Raw genomic sequence first — 25,675 nt, 5'->3', positions numbered from 1 at the left:
GCTCCCACAGGTTGGGTTAGCGGGCAGGCAGCAGCTTTAACGTGCCACGGGCGTTCGCGGTGACTTCCTCATCAGTGAAGTGTGCCTGTTCGTAACCGCCCTCGATGTAGGTTTGCGCCTGGTCGCTGTAGTGGCGGTCAAACGGCACACCGCTTTGCCCCACCGGGTTGATGGTCAAGGCGTGGGCCGCGTCGGCGAAGTCGATCAGGCGGCGAGTCGAGGGGCCATAGGTCACCGGCCACGGTGCCGGGCCGATAGCGGCAGACTGGTTGTTCGGTACTTCGTGGGTGCCGGGGGCCGGGAAGGGGCCAACATTGAAGATCATGTCCAAGGGCGTTTGTGAACCCAATGGATGGCCATGGGTGAGGGTATGCGCCGTGCCCCATTGCCATTGGGCGGGGTCGTCGCCGAACGTGGCCTTGAGATGGGCGAGGCTGTTGTCCCAGGCGAGCTTGACGGCGTCGGCGCGTTTGCCGTCCCACCAGGGCGAGGCCGGATCGGCGGCCAGGCGGGGCAGGGCGGCGTCGATCACGCGGGTGCCGAGCAGGGTCTTGAACAGGTTGTCGCCAAGCTTGGGGTGGAAGGCGGCATCGGTCAGGTTGAACAGGAACTGGTTGAACAGCGTGGCGCTGATGGAATCCAGCGGGTAGTCACCCTTCCAGCTTGCAAGCTGTTCCACCAGTTTGCGCTGCGCCGGGTCCTTGACCACTTCGCGCAGCACCGGCAACAGCGGCGCCAGCAGGCGCGGGCCGAAGGCGGTGGTGGTGCCCAGTTGCAAGGCCTGGCTGTTGTTCACGTCCCACTTCACGCTTTTGTCGCTCAATTGCGCGTTCAACTGCTGGCCTCGGTCGGCCAGGTTGTAATAGCCGGGGATCTCAATGCCGGCGGGCGATACGGGCTGGGCATTGGCCGATACCACATAACCGCGCGCCGGGTTCTCTTCCTGAGGGTTGGCACTGAAGGGGTAGAAGCCCAGCTTGTCGGCCTGGGCGGTGCTACCGTCGAGGATAAACCCCGGGTTGGCGCCGGCCGGGCGGATTGGCAATTGCGCCGCTGCCCACCAGCCGATATCGCCCTTGGCATTGGCCCATACGATATTCAACCCAGGAGCGGAGACCTTGGCCGCGGCCGCCCGGGCCTTGGCCAGGGTATCGGCGCGGTTGAGCTGGTAGAAACCTTCGAGGATCGGGTTCTGGGTGTCGAGGAACGCCCACCACATGGCGATTGGCGTGTTGCCGGCGTTCTCGCCGAGTACGTCATTGATGATCGGCCCGTGGGGCGACCGGCGCAGGGTAAGCGTGACCGGTGCCTGGCCCTTCACCGCGATCTGTTGTTCGCTGCTGGTCATGTCGACCCACTGGTCGTGGTACCAGACCTGGTTGGGGTTGGCCGGGTTGACCTTTTCAGCGATCAGGTCGAGGTCGTCGTTCTGGAACATGGTCAGGCTCCAGCCGAAGTCCAGGTTGTGCCCCAGGAACGCCACCGGCACCAGCGCGTTGTGATAGCCATACAGCTCGAAGCCCGGCGCCGACAGTTGGGCTTCGTACCATACCGATGGCACCGAGAAGCGAATATGCGGATCGCCCGCCAGCAATGGTTTGCCGCTTTTGGTGCGGCTGCCGCTGATGGCCCAGGCGTTGCTGCCTTCGAACTGCGGCAAGCCATTGTCGGCCAGGGCCTGGTCGCTCAGGGCTGCAAGGGCGCCAAGGGTTTGCCAGTCGCTGGCGGCCAGGTTCAACGCACCTTTGGGTTGCCAGTCGAGGTCGAAGACTTTCAGGTAATCGCTGCCCAATTGATCGCGTATGTAAGTCAGCAACGGCTCGGTACGAAACGCGGCGGCAAAACTGTAGGCCAGGTAACCGGCGACGCTGATGGTGTCTTCGGCGGTGAATCGGCGCTTGGGGATGCCCAGCACGTCGAACTCCATCGGGCTGACGTGGCTGTCCTGATACTGATTGATACCGTCCAGATAGGCTTGCAGAGCCTTCCACGCGGGGGACTCGTGGTCCATGTGTTCGACGTAGCTCAAGGCGCGCTCACGTATGCGCAGGCTGCGAAACAGCTTGTCGGTCTCCAGCAGCTTGGGCCCCAGCACCTCGGCCAGTTCGCCACGCGCCAGGCGCCGCATGATCTCCATCTGGAACAGACGGTCCTGGGCCTGCACGTAGCCGAGCGCGCGATACAGGTCGGTCTCGCTCTCGGCACGGATATGCGGGACGCCACGGTCGTCATAGCGCACGGTGACCGAGCCTTGCAGATTGGCCAGCATGACCGTGCCCTGGCGGGTCGGTTGCTTGCTGTAGACGTACCAGCCGGCGCCGAGGGCGATCAGCACCAGCAGGACTGCGAGAATCCGCAAGACGCGCTTCATGAACTTTCCTTACCTGGATGGGGACCGCGGGCTACTCCCCTTTGGGCCACGAACAATAACAGCCCACCGCCAGGGTGTGCGTGGCATTCACCTCGCGCCCGGCGGCAAGGGCTTTCAAGATCGGTTCTATAAAGCTGTTATTGGCGTTGCACGTCAATCCTTCGCTGTAGGGCCCGAAATACGCAAGCTTGCCCGAACGGTCCCAGATGCCCACGGCAGGGCTGGCCGGCACTTGGTCGGCGCCGGGCAGGGCGGTGAGGATTTTCATGTTACGAAGGTTGTCAGGCAATTGGCCGTGGCTGCCGGGTTTTCGCAGGGCATAGAAGTCGACCCCCTGGGGGGCGTACTGCTCGATCAGCTCGCCCAAGTGCTGCTGGTTGCCGACATTGCACGGGCAGGCCGGGTCCCAGAAATGCACCAGGCGGATCGGGCCTGGGCCGGCGAGCTCGGCGGGCAGCGTCAAGGGGTCTCCGGAAAACACCGCGGTGTGTTCGCTGAAGGCGCGCAGGTAGCGGCCCTGGAACCAGTCATACGCGGCCCACAGCACACCGGCGCAGAGGAGCAGGATCAGGCTGGCGAACAGGGTGGTACGGTAAGGCTGTCGCATTCGGATCTATCCTCGCAGGTCGCGTAGCTTGCCATGCTTGCCTCGACAGATGAATATCGCAGCTCGATATTCATCTTCACCGTCAGTCTGGAAGCCTTTATGCCCGTCACTTTTGACCCCGATCATCTGCGCGACAGCTTGCGACCCCTGGTGGATGCGCAACCGCTCAGCGCCGAGGCGCGGGTCTATCAGCGCTTTTATGGATTGGATCTGACGGCGCGCAAGGTGCCGGCCACAAGCCGCCTGGGGCGTTTCGAGGTGGATGGGTTCGAGGTGGTGGCACAGGTGTGGTCGCCACCCGCTCCAGTGGCGACGATGTTCATGTTCCACGGTTTCTACGACCATATGGGCCTGTACCGCCATGTGGTGGACTGGGCCTTGGACCAGGGCTTCGTGGTGATCGCCTGCGACCTGCCGGGCCATGGTTTGTCCAGCGGCGCACGGGCCAGCATCGATGATTTTGCGGTGTACCAGAACGTGGTGCAGGCGCTGTTCGCCCAGGCCCAGGCACTGCAACTGCCGCAGCCCTGGCACCTGTTTGGGCAGAGCACCGGCGGCGCGGTGGTGGTGGATCATTTGCTCCACCATGGCGCCGACAGCCCGGCCCAGGGCAAGACCTTCCTGTTATCGCCGCTGGTACGTCCACGTGCCTGGGGCTGGTCGCAAGTGAGTTATTACCTGCTGCGGCCGTTCGTCAACGGTATTGCGCGGCGGTTCAGCGAGAACACCAACGACCCTGCATTCAAACCCTTTCTGGAGGCCGACCCGCTGCAGCCGCGCCAACTGCCCACCGCCTGGGTGGGCGCGCTGTTGCGCTGGATCAAGCGGATTGAAGCCGCACCGCGCAGCCCCCGGCGGCCAGTGATCGTGCAGGGCGAGGAAGATATGACGGTGGACTGGCAGCACAATTTGCGGGTGTTGCGGAGTAAGTTTGATCAGCCTGAGGTGTTGATGCTCAAGCGCGGTCGGCACCATTTGGCGAATGAGATTGCGCAAATTCGCGATGAATATTTCAGCTTTCTCACGGATCAACTGAAGTAACACAATCCAAATGTGGGAGAGGGTTACTGCGTCAGGCTTGAAGTGCTCTGGCCCACGGCCAAGCCTGCACGAATCGCCGCCAGCGCCGCCTGGTAATACGCCTTACCCTCCGGTGACTCCGCAAACGTTGCGAATTCTTCCAGCTCCGGATCGGACAAATCCCGATAGACGTACAGCAGCGTGTTGTTCAGATCATTGCCGATCTGCTGCATCAACCGCTCGCGTTGACCATTCAACATGCCCTGTGCCTGACCGCCGCCCAACAGGCCCGGGATCATCTGGCTCAAACTGTCAGCGGCCACACCGGCAATCGCCAGGCTCACCTCTGCGCCGGCTTCGCGGGCGGGCAGGGCCTGGGCCAGGTGGCCGATGATCAGGCTGCGGGTGGCGTCGGCCTGGATTTTCGGCAGGCCCTGGGCGTTTTTCGCCAATTGGTCGCGGCGGGTGGCGAGCAACTCGGCGGCAACGATCTTGCGGCCCAGCGGCGACTGGAAGAACGCGAGGGCGGGTGCGGGGTCCGCCAGGTGCTTGCGCAGCTGCGCTTCGGCCCGTTGGTCCATGGCTTGTGCGGCAAAGCGTGTATTGCTGTTGTCCACCAGCGCCTGATACACCGCCGGCGGCAGGCTATTGCGGTAGCGCTGCTGGGCGGCACTCAGGGCGTCATTGAAATGCGCACGTTGTTCGGCCCAGCCGGCGACCTTGTACAACTGGTCATGGCCGTCTGCCCAAGCGGGCAAAACGCAGAACATCAGCAAGGAAAAAAACAAACGACGCATATGGACTCCTGTCAGTCGGCCACTATTGTCCGTGTCGGGCGTAGGATTTGTCGAGAAGTCCTATCAGTCACCTGACTAAAGTGTGTTTGGGTGCTCGACGGCGCTGTCGGATTTATGGGTGTATGGATACTATGCGCGCCATGCACATACCCCTTGATCACCCTCTGCTGCAACGCATTGTCGACGACCTCGCCGAAAAAGGCTGGTCGCAGCAAAACGGCTTCCTGCCCCAGGCTCTGACCCTGGAACTGGCGGCTGAGTGCCGTAAACGTGCAGCTGAAGGTGAGTTGGCCCCGGCGGCAGTAGGGCGTGGCCCGGCCCAGGAGATTCGCGAGGGCATTCGCGGCGATCATATCCAGTGGCTGGAAGAGGATGATGCCGCCGTCTGCGGGACCTATATGGCATTGATGGACAGCCTGCGCCTGGCGATGAACCGTGACTTGTTCCTCGGCCTGGAAGATTTCGAAAGCCACTTCGCCCTGTACCCGCCAGGGTCGTTCTATCTCAGGCACCTGGACCGCTTTCGTGACGATGACCGGCGCACGGTGTCGGCAGTGGTCTACTTGAACGACGCCTGGCTGCCCGAACAGGGTGGCCAGTTGCGTATGTACCTCAAGGACGGCGTTGAATACGATGTAGTGCCCACGGGGGGATGCCTGGTGGTGTTCCTGTCCGGGGAAGTGCCCCACGAAGTCATGCCTGCGACGCGCGAACGCCTGTCCCTCACCGGCTGGTTTCGTCGGCGGGGCAACGAGCCCTTTTAAACATGCAAAAGATACTGGTCAGCCGCTGCTTGCTCGGACACAAAGTGCGCTATGACGGCGGCGCCAGTGGGCCGTTCGATCAACTGGCGGCGTGGCAGGCCGAAGGCCGCGTGGTTGCGATCTGCCCGGAAGTGGCGGGCGGCTTGCCAACGCCCAGGCCCGCTGCCGAGATTCTCGGTGGGCAGGGCGTCGAGGTGTGGCAGGCGCGCGCCAAAGTACTCACCGCCGAGGGCGAAGACTTCAGTGCCGCCTTTCTCGACGGCGCTCGCCAGGCCTTGGCGCTGGTGCAACGCCACAACATCCGTATCGCCATCCTCAAGGCCAACAGCCCGTCCTGCGGCAACCTGCTGACGTATGACGGCACCTTCAGCGGCGTGAAGGTGACTGGCGAAGGCGTTACGGCGGCCCTGCTCAGGCGCCACGGCGTGCAGGTGTTCAGTGAGCTGGAGTTGCCTGAGGCGGCAGTCCATCTCTCAAGTCATGCGTAGATCAGATGTGGGAGGGAGCAAGCCCCCTCCCACATTTGGATCTACTCAGACTGATCCACCGGTGTTGTTCCCTCAAACCACTTCTGCGACAGCGCCTTCAGCCGGCCATCGTCCTTCACCCGCTTCAACGCCCCGTCCAAACTGCTCTTGAACGCCGGGTTGCCCTTCTGGAATGGGATCGCCAGCTCAGGTTTCTCGTGATAAACCGCGCTGAAATCGAACTGATCCTCAAGCTCGGCAGTCTTAGCGATATGGTTGATGGCCACGTCATATTTGCCGGTGGCTACACCGGGGAGCAGGTCGGCCTCATCGGTGGTGATAAACGAGGAGCGCACGTCCATTTCCTTTGCCAGCAGTTCACCCAGCTCGACTTCAAAGCCAGTGAGTTTGTCGCTTTCCTTGAAATTGTAGGGCGGGGTGTTGGCTTCAAGGGCAATGCGCAGTTCACCGCGATCATTCACATCGTCGATCAGTTCGGCATAAGCCAAGGGGCTCAGAAGGGGTAGCAAAAGTAACAGGCCAGGCGAAAAGCGCATGGTCACTCCTAAAGAATTCGAATGTGCGAGGCGCCGTTCAGCATCGCTTTGCTAGGGTGGTGAGTGCCTTGGACAGCAAATTATCGCGAAGTTGTCATAACCCTACAGATTTCACAGAAAAACTGGAGAAGCGAATGAAAGCCCTTTTGTCCCGTGCAACGATTGCCAGCCTGCTGCTGGGTGCTTCGATGTTGGCCACTGCCGCCGACGGCATCCCGCGCAGTGCACCGCCTGAAGGCGCCAAAGTGTTTATCGTGTCGCCCAAGGACGGCGCCACTGTCGATAAAACCTTCACCGTGAAATTCGGCATGGAAGGCTTGAAGCTGGCCCCGGCCACTGACCAGACCGCCGGCACCGGCCACCATCACCTGCTGATCGACCAAAAAGAGCTGCCTGACGCCAGCCTGCCGATCCCGGCCACCGACACTGTGATCCACTACGGCAAGGCCCAGACCGAAACCGAACTGACCCTGACCCCAGGCAAGCACACCTTGCAACTGGTGGCCGGTGACAAACTGCACATGCAGTTCAACCCGACAGTCGCCTCGAAAGTCATCACGGTGATCGTCAAGTAAGCGTTATCCAGACAAAAAAATGGGAGACCCCTGCGGGTCTCCCATTTTTTGTGCGGCGTTTAAAGCGTTAGAACAACACGCGGCTGCGGATAGTGCCGTTGATGTGCTGCAGCTTCTCTTGCGCCAGGTCCGAGTACTCGGCGTCGACGTCGATCACCACGTAGCCGACCTTCTCGTTGGTCTGCAGGAACTGACCGGAGATGTTGATGCCGTTTTCCGCGAAGACTTTGTTGATCTCCATCATCACACCAGGAATGTTCTGGTGGATGTGCAGCAGGCGGTGCTTGCCAGGGTGAGCCGGCAGGGCCACTTCCGGGAAGTTCACCGACGATACCGAAGTACCGTTGTCGCTGTACTTGACCAGTTTTTCCGAGACTTCCAGGCCGATGTTGGCCTGCGCCTCAGCGGTGGAGCCGCCGATGTGCGGGGTCAGGATCACATTGTCCAGGCCACGCAGCGGGCTTTCGAAAATGTCATCGTTGGAACGTGGCTCCACCGGGAACACGTCGATGGCGGCGCCGATCAGGTGCTTGTCCTTGATCGCGTCGGCCAGGGCGTCCAGCTCGACCACGGTGCCGCGTGCGGCGTTGATCAGGATGCCGCCTTTCTTGATGGCGCGGATTTCCTTTTCGCCGATCATCCACTGGGTCTCGGCGGTTTCCGGAACGTGCAGGGTAACGATGTCGGACATGCCCAGCAGCTCGGTCAGGCTCGACACTTGCGTGGCGTTGCCCAATGGCAGCTTGGTCAGGGTGTCGTAGAAGAACACCTGCATGCCCAAGCCTTCAGCGAGTACCGAAAGCTGCGTGCCGATCGAGCCGTAACCGACGATACCCAGCTTCTTGCCGCGGATTTCGAAGGAGTTGGCCGCGCTTTTGATCCAGCCGCCACGATGGCAGGAAGCGTTCTTCTCAGGGATACCGCGCAGCAGCAGGATGGCCTCGGCCAATACCAGCTCCGCAACGGAACGGGTGTTGGAGTACGGTGCGTTGAACACCGCGATGCCGCGCTCGCGCGCCGCGTTGAGGTCGACCTGGTTGGTGCCGATGCAGAAACAGCCAACTGCCACGAGTTTCTTGGCGTGATCGAAGATTTCTTCGGTCAGCTGAGTGCGGGAGCGAATGCCGATGAAGTGCGCGTCGGCGATCTTTTCCTTGAGCTGGGCTTCCGGCAGAGAACTGGTGATGTACTCAATGCTGGTGTACCCGGCGGCTTTCAGAACGTCGACAGCCGATGGGTGGACGCCTTCCAGAAGAAGGAACTTGATCTTGCTCTTATCGAGAGAAGTCTTGCTCATCTGCGTAAACCTGTATCCCGGAGAAAAATGGCAGGGAGTCGGATCACTTAAGCTGACCCGGACGGCAGGAAAGCCGTCACCGCAGAAACGCCCTTGGGCTCTGTCCTGCGGGGGCGGTATGCTAGCATACGCGCCCCGCTAACACTCATTCCTGCGACGTGAAGCGTTCTCAGGATGACCATGAATTGTTCGAGAGTTCTGTCGATGACCCATCCTGCCCTGATTGATGAGCTAAAGACCCTGGTTGAGCCCGGCAAAGTGCTGACCGACGCCGACTCCCTGGAGGCTTACGGCAAGGATTGGACCAAGCACTTCGCACCCGCGCCAACCGCCATCGTCTTCCCCAAGACCATCGAACAGGTGCAGGCCATTGTGCGTTGGGCCAATGAACGCAAGGTGGCGCTGGTGCCGTCGGGCGGGCGTACCGGGCTGTCGGCTGCGGCGGTGGCGGCCAATGGCGAAGTGGTTGTGTCCTTCGACTATATGAACCAGATCCTCGACGTGAACCTCACCGACCGCACCGCTGTGTGCCAGCCAGGCGTGGTCACCAAGCAATTGCAGAACGTCGCCGAAGAAAACGGCCTGTACTACCCGGTGGACTTCGCATCGTCCGGTTCCAGCCAGATTGGCGGCAATATCGGCACCAATGCCGGCGGGATCAAGGTGATTCGCTACGGCATGACCCGTAACTGGGTAGCCGGCATGAAAGTCGTCACCGGCAAGGGCGATGTGCTGGAACTGAACCGCGACCTGATCAAGAACGCCACCGGCTACGACATGCGCCAGCTGTTCATCGGCGCCGAAGGCACCCTGGGTTTTGTGGTCGAAGCGACCATGCGCCTGGACCGTGCGCCGAAAAACCTCACCGCCATGGTGCTGGGCACCACCGATTTCGACTCGATCATGCCGGTGCTGCACGCCTTCCAGAGCAAGCTGGACCTGACTGCCTTCGAATTTTTCTCGGACAAGGCCCTGGCCAAAGTCCTCGGCCGTGGCGATGTGCCGGCGCCGTTTGAAACCGAGTGCCCGTTCTACGCGCTGCTGGAATTCGAGGCCACCACCGAAGAAGTCGCCAACCACGCCCTGGAAACCTTCGAGCACTGCGTCGAGCAGGGCTGGGTGCTGGATGGCGTGATGAGCCAGAGCGAAACCCAACTGCACAACCTGTGGAAGCTGCGCGAGTACATCTCCGAGACCATCTCCCACTGGACACCGTACAAGAACGACATCTCGGTCACCGTCTCCAAAGTGCCGGCGTTCTTGAAGGAAATTGACGCCATCGTCGGCGAACACTATCCGGACTTCGAAATCGTCTGGTTCGGCCATATCGGTGACGGCAACCTGCACCTGAACATCCTCAAGCCGGAAAACCTGAGCAAGGACGAGTTCTTCGCCAAGTGCGCCACCGTGAACAAGTGGGTGTTCGAGACCGTCGAGAAGTACAACGGCTCGATCTCCGCCGAACACGGCGTGGGCATGACCAAGCGCGATTACCTGACCTACAGCCGCTCCCCGGCTGAAATCGAATACATGAAGGCCGTCAAAGCGGTGTTCGATCCGAACGGGATCATGAACCCTGGCAAAATCTTCGCTGTTTAATCGCCCCTGAAGGAGTCGTTTCATGAGCTACCAGCACAAGTACGTCGACGGCACCAACATCCATTTTCCGGTGGGTAAAGTGGTGTGCATTGGGCGTAACTACGCCGAACATGCCAAGGAACTGGACAACCCGGTGCCGACCGAGCCGTTGCTGTTCATCAAGCCGGGCAGTTGCGTGGTGCCACTGGACGGTGGTTTTGCCATCCCGACCGAGCGCGGTTCGGTGCATTACGAAGCGGAAATCGCGGTATTGATCGGCAAGCCGCTGTCGAACAAGCCAAGCCGTGAAGAAGTACTGGATGCCATCTCCGGTTTCGCGCCGGCTTTGGATTTGACCCTGCGCGACAAGCAAGCCGAGTTGAAGGCCAAGGGCCTGCCATGGGAAATCGCCAAGTCCTTCGACGGCGCGGCGGTGATTGCACCTTTTGTGGTGAGCAGCACCTTTGCCGACGTCACCGATATCGGCATCCGCCTGACCATCAACGGTGAAGTGCGTCAGGACGGTAACAGTTCGCAGATGCTCAACCCCATCGTGCCGATGATCCAGCACATGGCCGGCTGCTTCTCGCTGCAGGCCGGCGATGTGATTCTCACCGGCACCCCGGCCGGCGTGGGCCCGTTGAATGTGGGGGACGAGTTGGTGCTGGAACTGTCGGGTGTGAATCGCTTCGAGAGCGTCGTTCGCTGAGCATCAGGCAAAACGCGGTTAAAAATATGGGAGGGGCGGTGCGACGATTCGCCCCCTCCCACATTGGGTCCGGGTATATTTCATATATCGGGTTTTGCATTTTTTTCACACGGCATCCGGATAATTCCCAGCCTCGAACGCGCGGGCCTGTTGCTCCTGTGCTATCACCTAACGCTGACTTTCCGGAAAAAGCGCCCCATGGCCTTGCCTCTGCCCTCCGTCACCCCTAAGCCGCGTTCTCGTTTTGCCCTGCGCTGGTATTCCTGGCTGTTTCTGTGCGGCGCCGTTGTGTACGGCATCGCCTGGGCCATGCATTGGGATGATCGCGGTGTGCTCTGGGTGCTGGAGCGTTTTGAAACTTCCGCCGAACGCGGCGAAAGTGTGTGGCTGCCGGACTATCAAGCCGTCATCGACGCCAAGGTGTTGCCGGGTATGGAGAAGGATGAGGCTTCGGACGTCTCCTACAATCCGCAAACCAAGACCCTGTTTTCCGTGATGGGCAAAAACCCGTTTCTCGTTGAGTTGAGCCTGCAAGGCGATGTGCTGCGCAAGATGCCACTCAATGGCTGGGACAACCCGGAAGGCGTGACGGTGATGGAAAACGGCCTGATGGCAATTGTCGATGAGCGCCAGCACACCCTGACCATCGTCAAGGTCGATGCCACCACTCAGCAACTCACCAAAGCCGACTTCCAGAGTGTCGACCTGGGCCCCTCCAAAAACCAGAACAAAGCGTTTGAAGGCGTCGCGTGGGACAAGCGCGGTCAACAGCTTGTATTGGGCGAAGAGCGCCCGCCGGCGTTGTTCACCTGGAAAAGCGATGGCAGCCAGGCCCTGGTTGGCGACAAGCAAAAACTGGCGAGCAAGGAACTGGACATGCGCAACCTCTCGGCCCTGGCTGTCGACCCGCGCACCGGACACCTGTTGGTGCTGTCGGCCGATTCCCATCTGTTGCTGGAGCTGAACGAGAAGGGCGAACAAGTCAGCTTCATGACCCTGCTCGGCGGCTTCAACGGCCTCAAGAACACCATCCCGCGTGCCGAGGGTGTGACCATGGACGAAAGCGGCACCCTGTACGTGGTCAGTGAGCCGAACCTGTTCTATCGTTTCGAAAAGCAGAAGTAGCCCACCGATTACGTCGGATAGTTCTCCAGTTGCGGCATTCGCCAGACAGATGGGCGCGTTTAAGTTTAAATTCAGACCGGCGTGATATTTATTCGCCACTTTTGATTTTGAGCCCGCCCAATGCGTCGACTAACCCGCCCCAAACCCCTTCTGATTGTGCTTGCGCTGATCGCCCTGATCAGCGCCGGGGCCGTTGCGCAGCATTTTCGCCTGTTCGAGCGCGCCTGGTTCAATCTGCAGGCCTGGCGCCAGCCGGCGGATGCGCGCTCCATTGGCTTGGCGGATTACCGGGTCGTCCTGGAGGCCCAGGTGATCGAGGGGCTCGACGATGATGTCTCGGCCCTCACCTATGACCCGGTGCGCAAAAGCCTGTTTACCGTCACCAATAAAAACGCCGAGCTGATTGAGCTGTCCCTGCAGGGCAAGATCCTGCGGCGTATTCCCCTGGTGGGCTTTGGCGACGCCGAGGCCGTGGAGTTCATCAGCGACAACATCTACGTGATCACCGATGAGCATCAGCAGCGTCTGATCAAGGTGCATGTCGACGATGACACCCGCTTTCTCGACGCCGCCGATGCCGAGCAAATGACCCTGGGCGTGCACGTCGGTGGTAACAACGGGTTCGAAGGGTTGGCCTATGACTCGGTGGGCAAGCGCCTGTTCGTGGCCAAGGAGCGCGACCCGATGCTGATCTACGAGGTTCGCGGTTTTCCCCATTTCAAACCGGAAAAAACCTACTCGGTGCACGTGATCAACAACCCCAAGCGTGATGCCGGGCTGTTTGTGCGCGACCTGTCGAGCCTGCAATACGACGAGCGCAGCGGCCATCTGCTGGCGCTGTCGGATGAGTCGTTTCTGGTGTTGGAACTGGATATCGACGGTCGCCCGCTGAGCAGTCTGTCTCTGCTCAATGGGCGCCACGGCCTGAAAAGGCGCGTCCCGCAGGCCGAAGGGATCGCCATGGATGACGACGGCACGTTGTACCTGGTCAGTGAGCCGAACCTGTTCTACGTCTTCAAGAAACCAACACCCTGACACACCGCCGATCAAAAGTGTGGGAGGGGGCTTGCTCCCACATTTGGTTTTGCATCAGGCCTTGAGGGTTTTTACGCCTTCGCAAGTGCCGAGCAGCAGCACGTCGGCTGGGCGCGCGGCGAACAGGCCATTGGTGACCACGCCGACGATCGCATTGATCTGCGTCTCAAGCTCCACCGGGTTGGTGATCTGCATGTTGAACACATCAAGGATGATGTTGCCGTTGTCGGTCAACACGCCTTCGCGGTACACCGGGTCGCCGCCCAGTTTCACCAGCTCGCGGGCCACATGGCTGCGGGCCATTGGGATCACTTCCACCGGCAACGGGAAGGCGCCCAGTACCGGCACCAGCTTGCTGGCGTCGGCGATGCAGATGAAGGTCTTGGCCACGGCCGCGACGATCTTTTCACGGGTCAGGGCCGCGCCGCCGCCCTTGATCAGGTTCAGGTGCGCGTCGCTTTCATCGGCGCCGTCGACGTAGAACTCCAGGTCGCTCACGGTGTTGAGCTCGTACACCGGAATGCCGTGGCCCTTGAGGCGCGCGGCGGTGGCTTCGGAACTGGCCACGGCGCCGTCGAATGCGCCTTTATGCCGGGCCAGCGCATCGATAAAGCAATTGGCGGTGGAGCCTGTGCCGACACCGACGATGCTCTTGTCGTCGAGCTTGGGAAGGATTAAATCGACGGCGGCCTGGGCCACTGCCTGTTTGAGTTGATCCTGGGTCATGCGGGCTCCGGAACGGGCGGGGAGTTATCGAGGCGCGCGAGTATAACCCAACAAAACCTCGGGATTCGTGTGGTCGTACGGCTAAAAGCCGGGTTAGACTCCTCGGCCCTGCCCAACCCGCCCAGTGATTCCGCCGATGCTTGAACACTACGTCAAAAAGATCCTCACCTCGCGCGTTTACGACGTCGCCGTAGAAACCCCGCTGCAGACCGCCCGTCAGCTCTCCGAGCGCCTGGGCAACAAGGTCTGGCTCAAGCGCGAAGACTTGCAGCCGGTGTTCTCGTTCAAGATTCGCGGCGCCTACAACAAGCTGACCCAGTTGAGTGCCGAAGAACGCGCGCGTGGCGTGGTCACCGCCTCGGCGGGCAACCATGCACAGGGCCTGGCGCTGGCGGCCAAGGTGCTGGGGGTCAAGGCCACCATCGTGATGCCCAAGACCACCCCGGAGATCAAGGTCGAAGGCGTGCGCTCGCGTGGCGGCAAAGTGGTGCTGCACGGTGACTCCTTCCCGGAAGCCCTGGCCTACTCGCTCAAGCTGGTCGACGAAAAAGGCTACGTCTACATTCACCCTTACGATGATCCGCACACCATTGCCGGGCAGGGCACCGTGGCGATGGAAATCCTGCGCCAGCACCCGGGGCCGCTGGACGCGATTTTCGTACCGGTGGGCGGCGGCGGGCTGATCGCCGGCATTGCGGCGTATGTGAAATACCTGCGGCCCGAGATCAAGATCATCGGCGTAGAGCCGGACGACTCCAACTGCCTGCAAGCCGCGATGGCGGCGGGCGAACGCGTGGTGTTGCCGACGGTCGGGATCTTTGCCGATGGCGTGGCGGTGGCGCAGATCGGCCAGCACACCTTCGATATCTGCAAAGACTATGTCGATGAAGTGATCACCGTGAGCACCGATGAAATCTGTGCAGCGATCAAGGACATCTACGACGACACCCGTTCCATTACCGAACCGGCGGGCGCCCTGGGTGTGGCGGGCATCAAGAAGTACGTGGAAACCCGTGGCGTCAGCGGCCAGACCTTTGTCGCCATCGACTCCGGCGCCAACGTCAACTTCGACCGCTTGCGTCACGTGGCCGAGCGCGCCGAGCTGGGCGAGGGCCGCGAAGCCATCATCGCCGTGACCATTCCCGAGCAGCCCGGCAGCTTCAAGGCGTTCTGCGAGGCCGTGGGCAAGCGCCAGATCACCGAATTCAATTACCGCTACCACTCCGGCAGCGAGGCGCACATCTTCGTTGGCGTGCAGACCCACCCGGAAAACGATCCGCGCAGTGCACTGATCGCCAGCCTCACCGAGCAGGGTTTTCCGGTGTTGGACCTGACGGAGAACGAACTGGCCAAGTTGCACATTCGCCATATGGTCGGTGGGCATGCGGCGCACGTCAGCAACGAAGTGGTGTTTCGCTTCGAATTTCCGGAGCGTCCGGGGGCCTTGTTCAACTTTCTCAACAAATTGGGCGGGCGCTGGAACATCTCGATGTTCCACTATCGCAACCACGGCGCCGCCGACGGCCGTGTGGTCGCTGGCCTGCAAGTACCGGCGAGCGAGCGTCACCTGGTGCCGGCCGCGTTGGAAGCGATTGGCTACCCGTACTGGGATGAGAGCGATAACCCGGCCTATAAACTGTTCCTCGGTTGAGCGACTACGCTGATTGAGGCGCGGCCTTTAAGGAAGACGACACATGGAAACCCTGATCACCCTGAAAGTTATCCACATCGCGGCCACCGTGGTGTTACTGCTCAGCGGCCTCGGCCTGGCGCTGCTGGCCTGGCGCAAACGCAGTGCCGGCGCGGCGGTGACCGTGCAGCGCCCGTGGGCGTTCGTGTGGTTGCTGATGGGCATTTGCGTGGTGAGCATGCCGTTCACCGGCTGGTGGTTGGTGCACCTGACCGGCTGGCCGCTGGGGCAGACCTGGATCCTGGGCTCCAGCCTCCTCTACACCGTCGCGGCGCTGGCCTGGTTCTGGCTGGTGGCGCGGCTTAACCGCCTGCGCAAGGGGGAGGGTGGCAGTCTGAATTTCACCCTGGTGCTGGCGGTGGTCAGCCTGGTGGGGTTCGTGGCGATTGCGGGGCTCATGGGGGCCAAGCCGGTTTAAGGCTTGAGACCGACTTGCCCCCGATAGGGCCATCAGCTACGCAGCGTAATCACCGGCCAGCCGCGCCGTTCAGCCTCAGCGCGAAGATTGGGGTCCGGATCCACCGCCACCGGGTGCGTCACCTGCTCCAGCAACGGCAGGTCATTCATCGAATCGCTATAGAAATAGCTGTCTTCCAGGCTATGCCCGGTTTCTTCCAGCCAACGATTCAAGCGCGTGACCTTGCCCTCGCGAAAGCACGGCACATCAGTGCTGCGCCCGGTGTAGCGGCCGTCTTCCATCTCACACTCGGTGGCGATCAGGGTTTCGACACCCAGGCGTGCGGCAATTGGCGCGGTGACGAAACGGTTGGTGGCGGTGATGATCACCAGCTTGTCGCCGGCGGCGCGATGCTTGGCCAGCAGTTCCACGGCCTTGGGTAGCAGGATCGGCTCGATGCAGTCGCGCATATAGTCGTTGTGCCACTCATCCAACTGGGCCATCTCGGTGCGGCCGAGGATTTCCAGGCAAAAGTTCAGGTAGGCGGCGTTATCCAGCTTGCCGGCCAGATAATCCTGATAGAACTCGTCGTTGCGAGCCTTATAGGCTACGGCGTCGAGAATCCCGCGTTCGCACAGGTAATCGCCCCACGCGTGGTCGCTGTCGCCGCCGAGAAGGGTGTTGTCCAAGTCGAATAAAGCCAGGCGCATTGCAGTTACTCGCTGAAAAGTCTGTAAAAAGGCGTCCAGAATACGGTCTTTTCACAAGAGTGCACATAAGCTAAGAAGCCTCGTTGCCGCTGGAACAACCTTTGTGGAACAATGCGGCGACATGCGTTTGCGAGGTTGTTGCCGTGATCGACCCCGATGGTTTCCGTCCTAATGTCGGGATCATTCTTACGAATGATGCCGGACAGGTGCTATGGGCTCGCCGAATCAACCAAGATGCCTGGCAGTTTCCTCAAGGTGGAATCAACCCCGACGAAACCCCTGAAGACGCCTTGTACCGTGAGTTGAATGAAGAAGTCGGCCTTGAGCGTGAAGATGTGCAAATTCTGGCCTGTACCCGTGGCTGGTTGCGCTATCGTTTGCCGCAACGCCTGGTGCGTACCCACAGCCAACCGCTGTGCATCGGCCAGAAGCAAAAATGGTTTCTCCTGCGCCTGATCTCCAACGAGCAGCGGGTGCGGATGGATTTGACCGGTAAACCGGAGTTCGATGGCTGGCGCTGGGTCAGCTATTGGTACCCGTTGGGCCAGGTGGTGACATTCAAGCGCGAGGTTTATCGTCGCGCTCTCAAAGAGCTTGCCCCGCGCCTATTAGCGCGCGACTGACGACGGAGTTCGACCCCGAGCCATGCTCAATACGCTGCGCAAGATCGTCCAGGAAGTTAACTCCGCCAAGGATCTCAAGGCGGCGTTGGGGATTATTGTGTTGCGCGTCAAGGAAGCCATGGGCAGCCAGGTCTGCTCGGTTTACCTGCTGGACCCAGAGACCAACCGTTTTGTGCTGATGGCCACGGAGGGCTTGAACAAGCGCTCCATCGGCAAGGTCAGCATGGCGCCCAATGAAGGGCTGGTTGGCCTGGTGGGGACGCGTGAAGAACCCCTGAATCTCGAAAACGCGGCCGATCACCCGCGTTATCGCTACTTTGCCGAAACCGGCGAAGAGCGTTACGCCTCATTCCTCGGCGCACCGATCATTCACCACCGCCGCGTCGTCGGCGTGTTGGTCATCCAGCAGAAAGAACGCCGTCAGTTCGATGAAGGTGAAGAAGCCTTCCTCGTGACCATGAGCGCACAGCTCGCCGGGGTTATTGCCCACGCTGAAGCCACCGGCTCGATTCGTGGCCTGGGCCGTCAGGGCAAGGGCATCCAGGAAGCCAAGTTCGTCGGTGTGCCGGGTTCGCCGGGCGCCGCCGTCGGTACAGCCGTGGTCATGTTGCCGCCGGCCGACCTTGATGTGGTGCCGGACAAATCCGTCGACGACATCGACGCCGAAATCAAACTGTTCAAGACCGCCCTGGAAGGCGTGCGCGCCGACATGCGCAACCTGTCGACCAAGCTGGCCACCCAACTGCGTCCCGAAGAGCGTGCGCTGTTCGACGTATACCAGATGATGCTCGACGACGCGTCCCTGGGTAACGAAGTCAAGACCGTGATCAAGACCGGCCAGTGGGCCCAGGGTGCGCTGCGCCAAGTGGTGACCGATCACGTCAACCGTTTTGAGTTGATGGACGACGCCTACCTGCGCGAGCGCGCCTCGGATGTGCGCGACCTCGGTCGCCGTCTGCTGGCGTATCTGCAGGAAGACCGCAGCACCAACCTGGTCTATCCCGACAACACCATCCTGATCAGTGAAGAGCTGACCGCCACCATGCTCGGCGAAGTGCCTGAGGGCAAACTGGTGGGCCTGGTCTCGGTACTCGGTTCGGGCAACTCCCACGTCGCGATCCTGGCCCGCGCCATGGGCATTCCGACGGTGATGGGCCTGGTGGACCTGCCGTACTCCAAGGTCGACGGCATCGACATGATCGTCGATGGCCATCGTGGCGAAGTGTTTACCAACCCCAGCGAAGTACTGCGCAAGCAATACGCCGAAGTGGTTGAAGAAGAGAAACAACTGGCGCTGGGCCTCGATTCATTGCGCGAACTGCCGTGCGTGACCACCGATGGCCACCGGGTGCCGTTGCTGGTGAATACCGGGCTGTTGGCTGACGTGGCGCGTGCGCAGCAACGTGGCGCCGAAGGCGTGGGGCTGTACCGCACCGAAGTGCCGTTCATGATCAACCAGCGCTTCCCGAGCGAGAAGGAGCAGTTGGCGATTTATCGCGAGCAACTGCAAGCCTTCCACCCGCTGCCGGTGACCATGCGCAGCCTGGACATCGGCGGCGACAAGTCCCTGTCGTATTTCCCGATCAAGGAAGACAACCCCTTCCTTGGCTGGCGCGGCATTCGTGTCACCCTCGACCATCCCGAGATTTTCCTGGTACAGACCCGCGCCATGCTCAAGGCCAGCGAGGGGCTGAACAACCTGCGTATTTTGTTGCCGATGATCTCCGGCACCCATGAGCTGGAAGAGGCCCTGCACCTGATCCATCGTGCCTGGGGCGAAGTGCGCGACGAAGGTGCCGACGTACCGATGCCGCCGATTGGCGTGATGATCGAAATCCCGGCAGCGGTTTACCAGGCCAAGGAACTGGCGCGGCAGGTGGACTTCCTGTCGGTGGGCTCCAACGACCTCACTCAATACCTGCTGGCCGTGGATCGCAACAACCCACGGGTGGCCGACCTCTACGACTACCTGCACCCGGCGGTGCTGCAAGCGCTGCAACACGTGGTGCGCGACGCCCATGCCGAAGGCAAGCCGGTGAGTATCTGCGGTGAAATGGCCGGTGACCCGGCGGCGGCGGTGCTGTTGATGGCAATGGGCTTTGACAGCCTGTCGATGAACGCCACCAACTTGCCGAAGGTGAAGTGGATGCTGCGCCAGGTTGAACTGAGCATGGCCAAGGACCTGCTGGCCGAGCTGATGACCATCGACAACCCGCAAGTTATCCACAGCTCGCTGCAGTTGGCGCTGAAGAATTTGGGGCTGACGCGGATGATCAACCCGGCGTCGGCCAAAACCCTTTAGAACCTGATCGTTCCCACGCAGAGCGTGGGAACGATCATGCCGCTAAATTCTGAGCTCTACTTCACCCAGCCGCCCACCTTGCGGCCCAAAACTGCGCTCCACCATCCGCCGTGTGCCATCGGCATTCACAATCAACGCCGTGCTCGCCCGTGTCCCATAAGTGGGGCTGGCGATAAACACGCTCGACAGCAGACTTTCGGTCGCCAGACCCACGCCGGTATCCGGCAGCTCGGCAAACGGCGCAATCTGCGGATCGCTCAGAATCTCCAATAGCGCTTCAGGCTGCGGATCGGCCAGCAATTCGCTCAGCGCGGCTTTGGTCTTGAGCAGTTTTGGCCAAGGCGTGTCCAGCCCTGCGTTGGATAACCCATACACGCCCGGTTTCAACTGCGTGGGCTCGGTGTGATGGGCGTTGTAGTGCCACAGCTCATCCTGGGTCCCCACCAGCAGGTTAAACCCGGCATATTCAATCGAACGGCCGTTAACGTCGGCCAAATAATCCTCAATCGACAGCGAACCACTGAGAAACCGCGCCACCAGTTCCCCGCGGGACTTGCGTGCCGGCGGCTGATGCGGATCACGGATATTGGTCAGCGCGGCAAAACGCCCCTCGGCATTCACCCCCAACCAGGTACCGCCGGCTTCCTGATCGCGGCCGGCGTAGACGTGCGGCGCATCCGGCCACTGGGCCAGCGGCAGGCTGGGGCGGGCGTAGAACTCATCACGGTTGGCCGCGACGATCAGCGGTTGGGCGTGGCCCGGCCGCCAGGCGAAAACAATCAGGCACATCAGGCGATTTCCCTTTGTGGTTTTTTGCCACTCTACCCACACAACCGGAGGCGTTCCATCGTATCCAGTTGGGTAGCACGCCTTCCATCCGTTAACATGCCGGACTTGATTCGGGGGCTCCCATGGAATTTCTGCTGTATTTGCTGCTGGGCGCCTGCGCAGGCGTGCTGGCGGGGCTGTTCGGTGTCGGCGGCGGGATCATCATTGTGCCGGTGCTGGTGTTCAGCTTCACCGTGCAGGGCTTCGACCCGCAGGTGCTGACTCACCTCGCCGTGGGCACCTCCCTGGCGACGATTATCTTTACCTCGATCAATGCCGTGCGTGAGCACCACCGGCGCGGCGCGGTGCGTTGGCCGATCTTCGTGTGGATGACGGTAGGCATTTTGATCGGCGCAGGCTTCGGCGCGCTGACTGCCGAGGCGATTTCCGGCCCGCATTTGCAAAAGATCATCGGTGTGTTTGCGCTGGTCGTGGCGGTGCAACTGGGCCTGGATTTCAAGCCCAAGGCCAGCCGCACGGTGCCGGGCAAGGTCGGGCTGACCCTGGCCGGTACGGTAATCGGCTGGGCCTCGGCGATTTTCGGCATCGGTGGCGGCTCGCTGACCGTGCCGTTTTTAACCTGGCGCAGCGTGCCGATGCAGCAGGCAGTGGCCACCTCTTCGGCCTGTGGTCTGCCGATTGCCCTGGCCAGTGCATTAAGTTTCATGATTCTGGGCTGGCATGACCCGTTGCTGCCCGCTCATAGTCTAGGGTTCGTGTATTTGCCCGCACTGCTGGGGATTGCCCTGACCAGTATGGTGTTCGCGCGCTTTGGCGCACGCCTGGCGCACCGCTTGTCGCCGCGCTTGCTCAAGCGGCTGTTCGCCGGCCTGCTGTTTTGCGTCGGTATAAATTTTCTGATTTGACGGCAGTTGCTGTAACGCACGCTTAATCGCGCCCGGGCATGGTCCGGTCGCTATAACGAATGATTTTACGAGGAGTCGCAATGCTGCCTTACCCGCAGATCGACCCGGTGGCCCTGGCCATCGGTCCGCTGAAAATCCACTGGTACGGGTTGATGTACCTGATCGGCATCGGCGGCGCCTGGCTGCTGGCGTCCCGGCGCCTGAACCGTTTCGACCCGACCTGGACCAAGGAAAAACTCTCCGACATGGTGTTCTGGCTGTCGATGGGGGTGATCGTCGGCGGGCGTCTGGGGTATGTACTGTTCTACGATCTTCCTGCGTATATCGCCAATCCGATGCTGATCTTCGAGGTCTGGAAGGGCGGCATGGCGTTCCATGGTGGCTTCATCGGCGTGATGATCGCGGCTTGGTGGTTTGGCCGTCGCAACGGCAAGTCGTTCTTCGAACTGATGGACTTCGTCGCGCCGCTGGTGCCGATCGGCCTGGGCGCCGGGCGTATCGGCAACTTCATCAACGCCGAATTGTGGGGCAAGCCGACCGACGTGCCCTGGGCCATGGTCTTCCCTCCGTTCAGCGATCCGGCGCAACTGCCGCGCCATCCGTCGCAGCTGTACCAGTTCGCTCTGGAAGGTGTGGCGCTGTTCCTTATCCTTTACCTCTTCTCGCGCAAGCCACGTCCGACCATGGCCGTTTCCGGCATGTTCGCGTTGTTCTACGGGATCTTCCGCTTTATCGTCGAGTTCGTGCGCGTGCCGGATGCCCAGTTGGGTTACCTGGCGTGGGGCTGGTTGACCATGGGGCAGGTGCTCAGCATCCCGATGATCCTGGTAGGCCTGGGCCTGCTGTGGTGGGCGTACAATCGCCCGCAGCCGTTGAAGAACACCGCGCTTTGAATTCGAATGCCGGGGCCTGCGAGGTCTCGGCTTCAACGATACAGGTAATGATATGAAGCAATATCTCGAGCTGCTGAACGACGTCGTGACCAATGGCCTGACCAAGGGCGATCGCACCGGCACCGGCACCAAGGCCGTGTTCGCCCGTCAGTATCGGCATAATCTGGCCGACGGCTTCCCGCTGCTGACCACCAAAAAGCTTCACTTCAAAAGCATCGCCAACGAACTGATCTGGATGTTGAGCGGCAACACCAACATCAAGTGGCTCAACGAAAACGGTGTGCGCATCTGGGACGAATGGGCCACCGAAGACGGCGACCTGGGCCCGGTGTACGGCGAGCAGTGGACTGCCTGGCCGACCAAGGACGGCGGCACGATCAACCAGATCGACTACATGGTTCACACCCTCAAGACCAACCCCAACAGCCGGCGCATCCTGTTCCACGGCTGGAACGTCGAATACCTGCCGGACGAGACCAAGAGCCCCCAGGAAAACGCGCGCAACGGCAAGCAAGCCCTGCCGCCGTGCCACCTGCTGTACCAGGCATTTGTGCATGACGGTCATCTGTCGATGCAGTTATACATCCGCAGTTCCGATGTGTTCCTTGGCCTGCCGTACAACACCGCCGCCCTGGCGCTGCTCACCCATATGCTGGCCCAACAGTGCGACCTGATCCCCCACGAGATCATCGTCACCACCGGCGACACCCACGCCTACAGCAACCATATGGAACAGATCCGCACCCAGCTGGCGCGCACGCCGAAGAAGCTGCCGGAGCTGGTGATCAAGCGTAAGCCCGAATCAATCTACGACTATAAGTTCGAAGACTTCGAGATCGTGGGGTACGAGGCCGATCCAAGCATCAAGGCGGACGTGGCGATCTAAAGTCGGTCTCGGTCCAAATGTGGGAGGGGGCTTGCTCCCACATTTTTATCCGGTTACCAGTCTGGGTTAATGGCCATGGCTTCTGCCCACGTGTGAAGGCTCAGCTTCACTGGGCTGCACACTCCCGTTCACCTCCAGCCGCTGCAAAATCCCACACTGCTCCCCACCCCCACAGCGCTGGCGCAAATCCAGCAATTGCTCCTGCAGCGCCAACAGCCCATCGATCCGTGCTTTTACATGGTGAATATGCTCGTCGATCAACGCATTCACGCTTTCGCACTGGTCCTGGGGACTGTCGCGCAGGCTGAGCAGGCTGCGGATTTCTTCGAGGGTCATGTCCAGGCTGCGGCAGTTGCGGATAAAGACCAGCCGTTCGGTGTGCGCCTGGGTGTACACGCGATAGTTGGCGTCAGTGCGGGCCGGGGGCGGCAGCAGGCCTTCTTTCTCGTAATAACGGATGGTTTCCACCGGACAGTCGGTGAGTTTGGCCAATTCGCCGATCTTCATCGCAGCAATCTCCAAAAGGGTGCTTGACCCTATAGTGGCTACAGGGTCTTTACTTGGCAACAGGCACCTTTTATGGACGCGACCTGATGAGCGATTCCCTTCACACCCCGCACCTCTCCCCGCACAAACATGACCATGACCATGGCGAGAAGAAGCTGACGCCTGTGCATAACCACGGCCACGGCGGTGCCTGCTGTTCCGGCACCCCGGCTCCTGCGCGGGTGCAACTGAGCCAGGCCCCTACCGCCGGCTCGCGCCTGAGCACCTTTCGCATCGAAGCCATGGACTGCCCCACCGAGCAAACGCTGATCCAGAACAAACTGGGCAAGCTGGCCGGCGTGCAGCAACTGGAATTCAACCTGATCAACCGCATCCTCGGCGTCACTCATGACTTGCCGAGCACGGCGCCGATCATCGATGCGATCAAATCCCTGGGCATGCAGGCCGACCCGATTGAACAAGGCACCCCGGCCGCCGAGTCGCCCGTCAGGAAACATTGGTGGCCGCTGGCGTTGTCCGGTGTGGGGGCGTTGGGTGCCGAAGTACTGCACTTCACCAACGCCGCGCCGACTTGGGTGATTGCCATCGTGGCATTGGTGTCGATCCTCAGCGGTGGCCTCACTACCTACAAAAAGGGCTGGATTGCCCTGAAAAACCTCAACCTGAACATCAACGCCCTGATGAGCATTGCCGTCACCGGCGCGGTGCTGATCGGCCAGTGGCCGGAAGCCGCCATGGTGATGTTTCTGTTCACCGTGGCCGAGTTGATCGAAGCCAAGTCACTCGACCGCGCACGCAATGCCATCAGTGGCTTGATGCAGATGACCCCGGAACAGGCCACCGTGCGGCAGGCTGACGGAAGCTGGGCGGAACAAGAGGTCAAAGACATCGAACTTGGGGCCATCGTGCGGGTAAAACCCGGCGAGCGCATTGGCCTGGACGGTGAAATCACGGCCGGTCAATCCACCATCGACCAGGCGCCGATCACCGGCGAAAGCCTGCCGATTGAAAAGACCGTGGGCGACAAAGTCTTCGCCGGCACCATCAACCAGGCCGGTTCCCTGGAATACGCCGTTACCGCAGCGGCCAACAACTCAACACTGGCGCGCATCATCCATGCGGTGGAGCAGGCCCAAGGTGCCCGCGCACCGACCCAGCGCTTCGTCGACAGTTTCTCCAAGGTCTACACCCCGGCGGTGTTCCTGTTTGCCCTGGGCGTGGCGGTGATCCCGCCGCTGTTCATGGCCGGCGTGTGGTTCGACTGGATCTACCGCGCCCTGGTGCTGCTGGTGGTCGCCTGCCCGTGCGCGCTGGTGATCTCCACCCCGGTGACTATCGTCAGCGGCCTGGCGGCGGCGGCGCGCAAAGGTATCCTGATCAAGGGCGGCGTGTACCTGGAGGGCGGCTATAAGCTCGACTATCTGGCGCTGGACAAGACCGGCACGATTACCCACGGCAAACCGGTGCAAACCGATTACCTGGCGCTATTCCCCAATGTAGAAGACAGCGCACCGGCCCTGGCCGCCAGTTTGGCCGGGCGTTCCGACCACCCTGTGTCGTTGGCCATCGCCAAAGCGGCTGTGGATAACAATCTGCCGAGCCACGTTGTGGATAACTTCGAAGCCTTGGCCGGTCGTGGTGTGCGCGGTGATATCAATGGCAAAACCTACCACCTGGGCAACCACCGCCTGGTGGAAGACCTCGGCTTGTGTTCGCCGCAGCTGGAAGAAAAGCTCTTCGCCCTGGAGAAACAAGGCAAGTCCGTGGTGCTGTTGCTCGACAAGTCAGGCCCGCTGGCACTGTACGCCGTGGCTGACACGGTCAAGGACAGCAGCCGCGAAGCCATCCGGCAGCTGCACGAGCTGGGCATCAAGACCCTGATGCTCACCGGTGACAACACCCACACCGCCCAGGCGATTGCGGCACAGGTCGGCATCGATCAGGCCCAGGGTGACCTGCTGCCCACCGACAAGCTGCACGCCATCGAAACCCTCTACGGCCAGGGCCGCCGCGTGGGTATGGTCGGCGACGGCATCAACGATGCCCCGGCCCTGGCCCGCGCCGAGATCGGCTTTGCCATGGCCGCCGCCGGCACCGACACCGCCATCGAGACCGCCGACGTGGCGCTGATGGACGATGATTTGCGCAAGATCCCGGCTTTCATTCGGTTGTCGCGGCAAACGTCGAGTATCCTCAAGCAGAACATCGCCCTGGCGTTGGTGATCAAGGCGATTTTCCTGGCGGTCACGTTCCTGGGCATGGCCACCATGTGGATGGCGGTGTTCGCCGACATGGGCGTGAGCCTGCTGGTGGTGTTCAATGGCCTGCGCCTGTTGCGCAAATGA

General features: G+C 61.1%; 25 protein-coding genes. 16 read left to right on the top strand and 9 right to left on the bottom strand.

All coding sequences use genetic code 11. From position 1 onward, the window contains the following. Positions 1–16: 16 nt before the first annotated feature. Together PSH66_RS28460 and PSH66_RS28455 are read right to left on the bottom strand one after the other, a co-directional pair. Positions 17–2,371 (bottom strand): penicillin acylase family protein, encoded by a 2,355-nt coding sequence (locus tag PSH66_RS28460; protein ID WP_305428062.1) that lies wholly within the window; start codon positions 2,369–2,371, stop codon positions 17–19. 31 nt (positions 2,372–2,402) lie between these two features. Beyond that, the gene (locus tag PSH66_RS28455) at positions 2,403–2,978 is read right to left on the bottom strand and encodes a DUF6436 domain-containing protein (RefSeq protein ID WP_003176768.1); all 576 of its coding nucleotides are present in this window, start codon (positions 2,976–2,978) and stop codon (positions 2,403–2,405) included. 99 nt (positions 2,979–3,077) lie between these two features. Between PSH66_RS28455 and PSH66_RS28450 the strand changes: the two genes are divergently transcribed. Next, positions 3,078–4,019, top strand: coding sequence for an alpha/beta hydrolase (locus PSH66_RS28450; RefSeq protein WP_042945441.1), 942 nt, complete (start codon positions 3,078–3,080; stop codon positions 4,017–4,019). Positions 4,020–4,042: 23 nt separating this feature from the next. Here the strand turns inward: PSH66_RS28450 and PSH66_RS28445 are convergent, their stop codons facing one another. Then, complete coding sequence (locus tag PSH66_RS28445; RefSeq protein ID WP_003176766.1) at positions 4,043–4,795, bottom strand: DUF2059 domain-containing protein; 753 nt, start codon at positions 4,793–4,795, stop codon at positions 4,043–4,045. A gap of 131 nt (positions 4,796–4,926) precedes the next feature. On the opposite strand from PSH66_RS28445, the gene PSH66_RS28440 reads away from it, so the two are divergent. Continuing rightward, positions 4,927–5,559, top strand: a complete 633-nt coding sequence (locus PSH66_RS28440; RefSeq protein ID WP_042945439.1) for a 2OG-Fe(II) oxygenase — start codon at positions 4,927–4,929, stop codon at positions 5,557–5,559. 2 nt (positions 5,560–5,561) lie between these two features. Then, the gene (locus tag PSH66_RS28435; RefSeq protein WP_305428061.1) at positions 5,562–6,047 is read left to right on the top strand and encodes a DUF523 domain-containing protein; all 486 of its coding nucleotides are present in this window, start codon (positions 5,562–5,564) and stop codon (positions 6,045–6,047) included. A 41-nt stretch (positions 6,048–6,088) separates the two neighbouring features. Here the strand turns inward: PSH66_RS28435 and PSH66_RS28430 are convergent, their stop codons facing one another. After that, a complete protein-coding gene (locus PSH66_RS28430; protein WP_305428060.1) occupies positions 6,089–6,583 on the bottom strand; it encodes a transporter substrate-binding domain-containing protein in 495 nt (164 codons plus the stop codon). Positions 6,584–6,717: 134 nt separating this feature from the next. On the opposite strand from PSH66_RS28430, the gene PSH66_RS28425 reads away from it, so the two are divergent. Further along, positions 6,718–7,158, top strand: coding sequence for a DUF4399 domain-containing protein (locus tag PSH66_RS28425; protein ID WP_042945436.1), 441 nt, complete (start codon positions 6,718–6,720; stop codon positions 7,156–7,158). A gap of 67 nt (positions 7,159–7,225) precedes the next feature. Here PSH66_RS28425 and serA read toward each other — a convergent pair whose 3' ends face one another. Continuing rightward, a complete protein-coding gene (serA, locus tag PSH66_RS28420; protein WP_003176761.1) occupies positions 7,226–8,455 on the bottom strand; it encodes a phosphoglycerate dehydrogenase in 1,230 nt (409 codons plus the stop codon). Between the two features lie 204 nt (positions 8,456–8,659). On the opposite strand from serA, the gene PSH66_RS28415 reads away from it, so the two are divergent. The 4 genes from PSH66_RS28415 to PSH66_RS28400 all read left to right on the top strand — a co-directional run bounded on the left by PSH66_RS28415 (position 8,660) and on the right by PSH66_RS28400 (position 12,902). Further along, positions 8,660–10,054, top strand: coding sequence for an FAD-binding oxidoreductase (locus PSH66_RS28415; protein ID WP_042945433.1), 1,395 nt, complete (start codon positions 8,660–8,662; stop codon positions 10,052–10,054). A 22-nt stretch (positions 10,055–10,076) separates the two neighbouring features. After that, on the top strand, positions 10,077–10,742 hold the full coding sequence (locus tag PSH66_RS28410; RefSeq protein WP_003176759.1) for a fumarylacetoacetate hydrolase family protein: 666 nt from the start codon (positions 10,077–10,079) through the stop codon (positions 10,740–10,742). A gap of 198 nt (positions 10,743–10,940) precedes the next feature. Further along, positions 10,941–11,867 carry an SdiA-regulated domain-containing protein gene (locus PSH66_RS28405; protein ID WP_305428059.1) on the top strand — a complete coding sequence of 309 codons (927 nt, stop codon included), beginning with the start codon at positions 10,941–10,943 and terminating at the stop codon, positions 11,865–11,867. A 120-nt stretch (positions 11,868–11,987) separates the two neighbouring features. After that, a complete protein-coding gene (locus PSH66_RS28400) occupies positions 11,988–12,902 on the top strand; it encodes an SdiA-regulated domain-containing protein (RefSeq protein ID WP_003176757.1) in 915 nt (304 codons plus the stop codon). A gap of 54 nt (positions 12,903–12,956) precedes the next feature. Here PSH66_RS28400 and rpiA read toward each other — a convergent pair whose 3' ends face one another. Then, positions 12,957–13,628: a ribose-5-phosphate isomerase RpiA gene (rpiA, locus tag PSH66_RS28395; protein WP_003176756.1), complete on the bottom strand. Its 672-nt coding sequence runs from the start codon at positions 13,626–13,628 to the stop codon at positions 12,957–12,959. Between the two features lie 136 nt (positions 13,629–13,764). On the opposite strand from rpiA, the gene ilvA reads away from it, so the two are divergent. Together ilvA and PSH66_RS28385 are read left to right on the top strand one after the other, a co-directional pair. Next, positions 13,765–15,279 carry a threonine ammonia-lyase, biosynthetic gene (gene ilvA, locus PSH66_RS28390; RefSeq protein ID WP_042945428.1) on the top strand — a complete coding sequence of 505 codons (1,515 nt, stop codon included), beginning with the start codon at positions 13,765–13,767 and terminating at the stop codon, positions 15,277–15,279. A 43-nt stretch (positions 15,280–15,322) separates the two neighbouring features. Continuing rightward, the gene (locus tag PSH66_RS28385; protein WP_078826488.1) at positions 15,323–15,736 is read left to right on the top strand and encodes a DUF2269 family protein; all 414 of its coding nucleotides are present in this window, start codon (positions 15,323–15,325) and stop codon (positions 15,734–15,736) included. Between the two features lie 32 nt (positions 15,737–15,768). Here PSH66_RS28385 and PSH66_RS28380 read toward each other — a convergent pair whose 3' ends face one another. Then, complete coding sequence (locus PSH66_RS28380; RefSeq protein WP_003176752.1) at positions 15,769–16,425, bottom strand: HAD family phosphatase; 657 nt, start codon at positions 16,423–16,425, stop codon at positions 15,769–15,771. Positions 16,426–16,568: 143 nt separating this feature from the next. On the opposite strand from PSH66_RS28380, the gene PSH66_RS28375 reads away from it, so the two are divergent. Further along, a complete protein-coding gene (locus tag PSH66_RS28375) occupies positions 16,569–17,048 on the top strand; it encodes an RNA pyrophosphohydrolase (protein WP_003176750.1) in 480 nt (159 codons plus the stop codon). Between the two features lie 22 nt (positions 17,049–17,070). Then, entirely contained in the window at positions 17,071–19,350 is a 2,280-nt protein-coding gene (gene ptsP, locus PSH66_RS28370) for a phosphoenolpyruvate--protein phosphotransferase (protein ID WP_017530922.1), read from the top strand. A 42-nt stretch (positions 19,351–19,392) separates the two neighbouring features. Here the strand turns inward: ptsP and PSH66_RS28365 are convergent, their stop codons facing one another. Continuing rightward, positions 19,393–20,139 (bottom strand): NRDE family protein, encoded by a 747-nt coding sequence (locus PSH66_RS28365; RefSeq protein WP_003176741.1) that lies wholly within the window; start codon positions 20,137–20,139, stop codon positions 19,393–19,395. 122 nt (positions 20,140–20,261) lie between these two features. Here PSH66_RS28365 and PSH66_RS28360 point away from each other — a divergent pair, with 122 nt between their 5' ends. From PSH66_RS28360 to PSH66_RS28350, 3 genes are all read left to right on the top strand, one after another. After that, positions 20,262–21,044 (top strand): sulfite exporter TauE/SafE family protein, encoded by a 783-nt coding sequence (locus PSH66_RS28360; protein ID WP_003176740.1) that lies wholly within the window; start codon positions 20,262–20,264, stop codon positions 21,042–21,044. Positions 21,045–21,124: 80 nt separating this feature from the next. Then, entirely contained in the window at positions 21,125–21,937 is an 813-nt protein-coding gene (gene lgt / locus PSH66_RS28355) for a prolipoprotein diacylglyceryl transferase (RefSeq protein ID WP_003176739.1), read from the top strand. Positions 21,938–21,989: 52 nt separating this feature from the next. After that, the gene (locus PSH66_RS28350) at positions 21,990–22,823 is read left to right on the top strand and encodes a thymidylate synthase (protein ID WP_003176738.1); all 834 of its coding nucleotides are present in this window, start codon (positions 21,990–21,992) and stop codon (positions 22,821–22,823) included. 66 nt (positions 22,824–22,889) lie between these two features. On the opposite strand, the gene cadR is transcribed toward PSH66_RS28350, so the two are convergent. Then, positions 22,890–23,330: a Cd(II)/Pb(II)-responsive transcriptional regulator gene (gene cadR / locus PSH66_RS28345; protein ID WP_003176737.1), complete on the bottom strand. Its 441-nt coding sequence runs from the start codon at positions 23,328–23,330 to the stop codon at positions 22,890–22,892. An 86-nt stretch (positions 23,331–23,416) separates the two neighbouring features. Between cadR and PSH66_RS28340 the strand changes: the two genes are divergently transcribed. Continuing rightward, complete coding sequence (locus PSH66_RS28340) at positions 23,417–25,675, top strand: heavy metal translocating P-type ATPase (protein WP_305428058.1); 2,259 nt, start codon at positions 23,417–23,419, stop codon at positions 25,673–25,675.

Origin of the sequence: Pseudomonas sp. FP597, from assembly GCF_030687435.1 — a bacterium.
Lineage (GTDB): Bacteria > Pseudomonadota > Gammaproteobacteria > Pseudomonadales > Pseudomonadaceae > Aquipseudomonas > Aquipseudomonas lactucae.
This window is presented reverse-complemented; position numbering and strand designations above follow the sequence as displayed.

Coding starts and splice junctions, on each gene's coding strand:
- PSH66_RS28445 (WP_003176766.1), bottom strand. CDS start 4,795: ATGCGTCGTTTGTTTTTTTCCTTGCTGATGTTCTGCGTTTTGCCCGCT.
- PSH66_RS28360 (WP_003176740.1), top strand. CDS start 20,262: ATGGAATTTCTGCTGTATTTGCTGCTGGGCGCCTGCGCAGGCGTGCTG.
- PSH66_RS28365 (WP_003176741.1), bottom strand. CDS start 20,139: ATGTGCCTGATTGTTTTCGCCTGGCGGCCGGGCCACGCCCAACCGCTG.
- PSH66_RS28410 (WP_003176759.1), top strand. CDS start 10,077: ATGAGCTACCAGCACAAGTACGTCGACGGCACCAACATCCATTTTCCG.
- PSH66_RS28455 (WP_003176768.1), bottom strand. CDS start 2,978: ATGCGACAGCCTTACCGTACCACCCTGTTCGCCAGCCTGATCCTGCTC.
- PSH66_RS28415 (WP_042945433.1), top strand. CDS start 8,660: ATGACCCATCCTGCCCTGATTGATGAGCTAAAGACCCTGGTTGAGCCC.
- ilvA (WP_042945428.1), top strand. CDS start 13,765: ATGCTTGAACACTACGTCAAAAAGATCCTCACCTCGCGCGTTTACGAC.
- PSH66_RS28400 (WP_003176757.1), top strand. CDS start 11,988: ATGCGTCGACTAACCCGCCCCAAACCCCTTCTGATTGTGCTTGCGCTG.
- ptsP (WP_017530922.1), top strand. CDS start 17,071: ATGCTCAATACGCTGCGCAAGATCGTCCAGGAAGTTAACTCCGCCAAG.
- PSH66_RS28380 (WP_003176752.1), bottom strand. CDS start 16,425: ATGCGCCTGGCTTTATTCGACTTGGACAACACCCTTCTCGGCGGCGAC.
- PSH66_RS28350 (WP_003176738.1), top strand. CDS start 21,990: ATGAAGCAATATCTCGAGCTGCTGAACGACGTCGTGACCAATGGCCTG.
- PSH66_RS28340 (WP_305428058.1), top strand. CDS start 23,417: ATGAGCGATTCCCTTCACACCCCGCACCTCTCCCCGCACAAACATGAC.
- rpiA (WP_003176756.1), bottom strand. CDS start 13,628: ATGACCCAGGATCAACTCAAACAGGCAGTGGCCCAGGCCGCCGTCGAT.
- PSH66_RS28425 (WP_042945436.1), top strand. CDS start 6,718: ATGAAAGCCCTTTTGTCCCGTGCAACGATTGCCAGCCTGCTGCTGGGT.
- PSH66_RS28430 (WP_305428060.1), bottom strand. CDS start 6,583: ATGCGCTTTTCGCCTGGCCTGTTACTTTTGCTACCCCTTCTGAGCCCC.
- PSH66_RS28440 (WP_042945439.1), top strand. CDS start 4,927: ATGCGCGCCATGCACATACCCCTTGATCACCCTCTGCTGCAACGCATT.
- PSH66_RS28450 (WP_042945441.1), top strand. CDS start 3,078: ATGCCCGTCACTTTTGACCCCGATCATCTGCGCGACAGCTTGCGACCC.
- PSH66_RS28385 (WP_078826488.1), top strand. CDS start 15,323: ATGGAAACCCTGATCACCCTGAAAGTTATCCACATCGCGGCCACCGTG.
- serA (WP_003176761.1), bottom strand. CDS start 8,455: ATGAGCAAGACTTCTCTCGATAAGAGCAAGATCAAGTTCCTTCTTCTG.
- cadR (WP_003176737.1), bottom strand. CDS start 23,330: ATGAAGATCGGCGAATTGGCCAAACTCACCGACTGTCCGGTGGAAACC.
- PSH66_RS28460 (WP_305428062.1), bottom strand. CDS start 2,371: ATGAAGCGCGTCTTGCGGATTCTCGCAGTCCTGCTGGTGCTGATCGCC.
- PSH66_RS28405 (WP_305428059.1), top strand. CDS start 10,941: ATGGCCTTGCCTCTGCCCTCCGTCACCCCTAAGCCGCGTTCTCGTTTT.
- PSH66_RS28435 (WP_305428061.1), top strand. CDS start 5,562: ATGCAAAAGATACTGGTCAGCCGCTGCTTGCTCGGACACAAAGTGCGC.
- lgt (WP_003176739.1), top strand. CDS start 21,125: ATGCTGCCTTACCCGCAGATCGACCCGGTGGCCCTGGCCATCGGTCCG.